The sequence below is a fragment of the Trichococcus sp. genome (assembly GCF_049589555.1).
In the GTDB taxonomy this organism is placed as follows: domain Bacteria; phylum Bacillota; class Bacilli; order Lactobacillales; family Aerococcaceae; genus Trichococcus.
In genome coordinates, this window is sequence record NZ_JBAWAZ010000170.1 from 1 (window position 1) to 5,093 (window position 5,093).

4 protein-coding genes and 1 pseudogene are annotated in these 5,093 nt (G+C 46.8%); 4 read left to right on the plus strand and 1 reads right to left on the minus strand.

Going from position 1 to position 5,093, the window contains the following annotated elements; all coding sequences use genetic code 11:
- Positions 1-239: pseudogene (locus tag WBV27_RS06780) on the plus strand (hypothetical protein); the annotation flags it as partial.
- 215 nt (positions 240-454) lie between these two features.
- Positions 455-1,153 (plus strand): DNA/RNA non-specific endonuclease, encoded by a 699-nt coding sequence (locus WBV27_RS06785; RefSeq protein ID WP_424200567.1) that lies wholly within the window; start codon positions 455-457, stop codon positions 1,151-1,153.
- A gap of 57 nt (positions 1,154-1,210) precedes the next feature.
- On the opposite strand, the gene WBV27_RS06790 is transcribed toward WBV27_RS06785, so the two are convergent.
- Positions 1,211-1,624: a VanZ family protein gene (locus tag WBV27_RS06790; RefSeq protein WP_424200569.1), complete on the minus strand. Its 414-nt coding sequence runs from the start codon at positions 1,622-1,624 to the stop codon at positions 1,211-1,213.
- Between the two features lie 278 nt (positions 1,625-1,902).
- Between WBV27_RS06790 and WBV27_RS06795 the strand changes: the two genes are divergently transcribed.
- On the plus strand, positions 1,903-4,350 hold the full coding sequence (locus tag WBV27_RS06795) for an AAA family ATPase (RefSeq protein WP_424200571.1): 2,448 nt from the start codon (positions 1,903-1,905) through the stop codon (positions 4,348-4,350).
- A 263-nt stretch (positions 4,351-4,613) separates the two neighbouring features.
- The coding region (locus WBV27_RS06800; protein WP_424200573.1) for a hypothetical protein at positions 4,614-5,093 on the plus strand (480 nt) is incomplete at its 3' end.

Consider the following 5,093-nt stretch of genomic DNA (forward strand, 5'->3'; position numbering starts at 1 on the left):
AATATCCGAAGACCAAAGATTTGCCTTACTTCAATTCGGGCTGTTGCATCTATCCGACAAGCATCACCGCCATCGAGATCACCGGTGGCCAAATCCAATTGGTCAGATGGAAAACGCGCGTGAACGAGGATGGCTTGCTCCAGATCAAACGGGAAGTCATGCGTGGGCCGGACCCGATCGGGAAATTCGATATCCGGGCGAGTGTCAAGAATGGTGCTGCAGCTGAAGAAATACTATGAGAAAATAAATTTGAAAACTGGATAGGTTCAATCGACTCTTCTTGCCTTACAGAAGAGTTTTTTTGTTTCCAAACAAAAGGAATATGCTAGACAGTTGAAAGATATCGGTTTGCACTCCCGATGGTTGACTGATAGAATGAAGGAATGCTTTCATTGGATGAAACCATTTTTATCCAAATGGAACAATTTCTCAATTCTTTACTGTGGGGGACGAAATGGCAAAAAGAAAAACTTCAGGGAAACACAAACTGTTGCGGCTGCTTTTGCTGCTTATATGGTTTTGCATCCTGACCTGGATTGAGATACATGAAGGAGTCGATCCAACTTCAAACCAGGACGGCACTACCAACACTTCCGTTATCCTTTCGGCGGAAGATGCGCCTCAATATACTGGCCCAGACTTCTTCGAAATAAACGGTGGAAAGAGTACCTTTGATCCTTCAGAATTGCACTTTGGAGGGGAAGGCTGGATCAGATACGGCGATTTGGATGAGCTGAACCGCGTCACGACAATGGACGCCATGATCACGCCGGAAATGTACCAGACAGGAACCGATGCAGACAGCAGCATCCTGCCGACTGGTTGGTCGAAAAGCAATCAGAATGAATCGAATCCCAAACAGCTGAACCGCGGGCATCTGCTGGCGGATGTGCTCGGCGGAAGCGGTGAGGACTGGCGCAATCTGGTGACGTTGTACCGCAACGCGAACTATCCGGCCATGTATTTCGCCTCAGAATTCATTGTCAGTGAAGCGATCCAATCGGGCACAACGGTCCGCTATCGGGTAACGCCTCTCTTCAAAGATGACGCATTGATCTGCGAAGGGCTGCACATCATGGCAAAGAGTGTCACTGATGATTCGGTCGACCTGAACGTCTATGTCTTCAACGAGCCCAAAGACGCTATCGATTAGCGATGCGACAAAGCGTTCCAACAAAAATAAACAGTCATCCGTATATTGGATGACTGTTTATTTTTTGCAGTAAATCTGATTTTGTCGCTCCATCAGTCTATGCTTCCATTCAAAAAGGGTGATGCCGGTCAGTCCCCCTGTGGTATCAATCAATACATCAATGAAGGCCGGACCTCTTCCAGGAATCAAGGACTGGTGGAACTCGTCCGAGCAGGCATACAGAAAAACGAACAGCAACGCATAGAAAACGGTTCTTCCCGATGATTCCTGCTCTTTCTGATTACGCAAAAACAGGATAGCCAAAATCAAATATTCGGTGAAATGGCCTGCCTTGCGCACCAGGTAACTGAGTGCACCCTGAACGGAACTGCCGGGGCCAATCCCAAATAATTTCAGAAATTCCAAAAGGATGCCGCTTGTTTCGGATGAATCCTGACCATTTTGGTGCGACAGGAGAAAAATGACGCCCATCCAGAAGCATAAAGCCGTTGATTTGGTGTTAAAAGTAATTTGAATCCCTCCGTCCTATTTAATCAGTATAGCGCAGCAATCCCTGCCTGGAAAGTGGATAGTGATAATTTTTACTTAATAATAACTAGTGTAACTATCGAATTAAAAGGGATAAAATTCCACATCTCATCAAAATTGTTATACAATAGAGTTGAAATATGATAGCGCTTACGATTGGTGTCCGGAGATAGTTTTTGCCGGCACAACCCGCGCAATCCATCAGTAAAGGAGTCCTTTGCATGTCGCTTGAAGAAAAATACCGTATTCCGGTCGAGAAGCTGCGCTGGAGTTATCTGCATACCGGCGAACTGAATTTTTGCGAATCATCCAGGGATGTCCCTCCCTTGCAGGGCATCATCGGTCAGGACCGGGCCGTGAAATCGATGGACTTCGGGCTGGGAATGGCAGTGCCCGGCTACAATATTTTCGTTTCCGGACCACCAGGAACTGGAAAGAGCACCTACGTCCAAACGGTAGTATCCAGATTGGCCGAGAAAGGCAATACACCTGGTGATTGGTGCTATATCTATAATTTTGCCGATCGGGACAAACCGATCGCGGTGTCTCTCCCTGCAGGGCAAGGGAAAATATTCCGCAATGATATGACCGAGTTCGTAGAGGACATGCGCAGCCTCATTCCGAAAACGTTTGAGAGCAGTGATTATGATCAACAAAAAGGCACCATCATCCAAGTGGTCCAGGAAAAGGTTGATTCTGTTTTTCGGAGCATCGAACAGGAGGCGCTCAAAGCGGGATTCGTGGTTAGACAAGCACCTGGACGTGTGGCTTTGATACCGATCAAGGACGGCAAGCAGCTTTCCCCGGAAGAATACAAAGCTCTTTCAGCGGATGAACGCAAAGTCATTGATGAAAATACCTACAAGCTTGAGAAAAGGCTGGATGAAATCATCCGTGGTTCCCGTGCGCTCGAAAAAGAGGCCGACAAACAGCTCAAGGAATTGGACAGGCAGATTACCCAATTTGCGACAGAGCCTCCCATCGCCAGATTAAAAGAAAAGTACGCTTATTCAGAAAAAATCCTGGATTATCTCGATAAAGTGCTGACGGATATCACCGAAAACAACATCATCTTCCGTTTGGCCGATGCACCACAAGCGCAAAATCCTTTTCAGCTGCCTGAAAACGACGGTGACCCCTTCATAAAATACAAAGTCAATCTTTTTGTGAACAACGAAAACAGTAAAGGCGCCCCAGCGATCATTGAACCTTTTACGAATTATTACAATATCTTCGGGAAAATCGAATACAAAAATCAATTCATGTACACAACGACTGATTTCACCATGGTTAAAGCCGGCGCTATCCATCAGGCAAACGGCGGATATTTGGTACTGCAGGCCAAAGATGTCCTTTTCGATCCATTCATGTGGGATGCCCTGAAAAAAGTGTTGAAGCATCAACAAGCCCTAATCGAGAACATCGGCGAGCAATACCGCTATGTGCCGACCTTGACGCTGAAACCGGAAACCATTCCATTGAACGTCAAAATCATTTTGATCGGAAGTCCGATATTCTACAAAGTGCTTACCTATGATGAAGATTTTAGAAAACTGTTCAAAGTAAAGGTCGATTTCGATATCAGTATGGACCGCAACGGAGAAAATATCAGAAAATATGTCTCATTCATCAGCTCGATCTGCGAAGAATCGGATATCCTCCATTTTGACCGCAGCGGCTTAGGAAAAGTAATTGAATACGGATCGCGGCTTGCGGGCAATCAGACCAAGTTGTCCACTCAATTCAATGAAATCACTGAAATTGTCCATGAATCCAGCGCCATCGCCTCATACGAAGGGGCGTTGATCGTTTCCGATGTCCATGTCCAAAAAGCGTTAGCCGACAGGAAATACAGGGCCAACATGATCGAGGAAAAATTCCAAGAAATGTTATTGAAGGATAAGATCATGATAGATGTTCAGGATTCGGTCGTGGGCCAAGTGAACGGCCTCTCAGTGATCCAGACAGAAGAATATGCTTTTGGTCACCCGACGCGGATCACAGCCCGTACCTATATCGGTTCGAACGGTGTGACAAACATCGAGCGCGAAACCAAAATGAGCGGCAGCAGCCATTCCAAAGGGGTTCTGACGCTGGCAGGCTTTCTGGGCGGTCAGTTTGCGCAGGAAAAACCGCTGGCAGTGAGCGCCCAATTGACTTTTGAACAGAATTACGGAGGCGTCGATGGTGACAGTGCCTCCAGTGCCGAACTTTATGCACTCCTGTCCAGCCTTGCTGATGTGCCGCTGAAGCAGAATTTCGCTGTTACGGGATCCATCAATCAGAAGGGTGAAATCCAACCAATCGGCGGCGCCACTGAAAAAATCGAAAGCTTTTTCGATCTTTGCGAGGCAAAAGGGTTGAGCGGAGAACAGGGAGTCATCATTCCGGATCAGAATGTGGACGATCTGATGCTGAAGGAAGAGATCATCGCGGCTGTGCAGGCCGCCAAATTCCATATCTATTCCGTCAAAACAGTTGCGGAAGGGATCGAGCTGTTGACAGGACTGAATTGCGGAAAACGTGAACCGGACGGAAATTACACGGAAGGCAGTGTCTTCCATAAAGTGCAACAGAAGTTGGAAAAATACAACAAGAGCATCGATGTCGCTCAGGCTGCAAGTGACCGGTACGGCAACGGCAGCAGCGATGAGTACGACTTAGAATGATGCAGCCTTGGCAGGATGGACGCGTGTATTTTAGCTGAAAGGAAGAGTTGAGCAGGGACCGATACGGTTTCAGCTCGGCTCTTTTCATATGTCCGGCAGCCAATTTTTCAATAAAAAGCAGGAATTAGATTATATATATTGAAGATATAAAATATATTGATATAATAAAAGTATGAAATGGATTTACGAATCGCTATCATCAAATTTTTTGCGTGAAAATATGTAAGCCTTTACAATAATCGAACAGATTGGTGGGGTAAGTCATGAAAAAATTGCGTAAAGTTAAAGCCCAATGGTGTGCCGTTACAGTTTGCGGTCTGTCCGCAGCCATGCTGATGGCGGCGCCTGTACCCTCAGTTTTTGCGGAAACTAGCGGAGCGAATTCAAACAGCACCATCGGGAGCGAGTCGTCCGAAACAGAAGAACCGGATATGATCGAGCAATCATCCATACTCAATGAGGATACAGCCAATACCGCTGCTGAGGTTTTGCATGAAGAAACGATAACCAGATCATCGGACCTGTCAGAGGTTGCGCCTTCGGATATCTCATCAAAAGAACCTGAAGAAGGCGTACCCGTAACCAACGAGGGTATCCCTCCGGTGACCGGATCGATACCAGATGTTAGCGAAACCGCCCCTAAACCAAGCGATGCCACTTCGCTTGAGCCTGCACCCGCAGTGGAAATGACTGCAGCGGCTGTAACAACACTACCCGAAGTGAAGGAAAGTTCTTCTGACGTA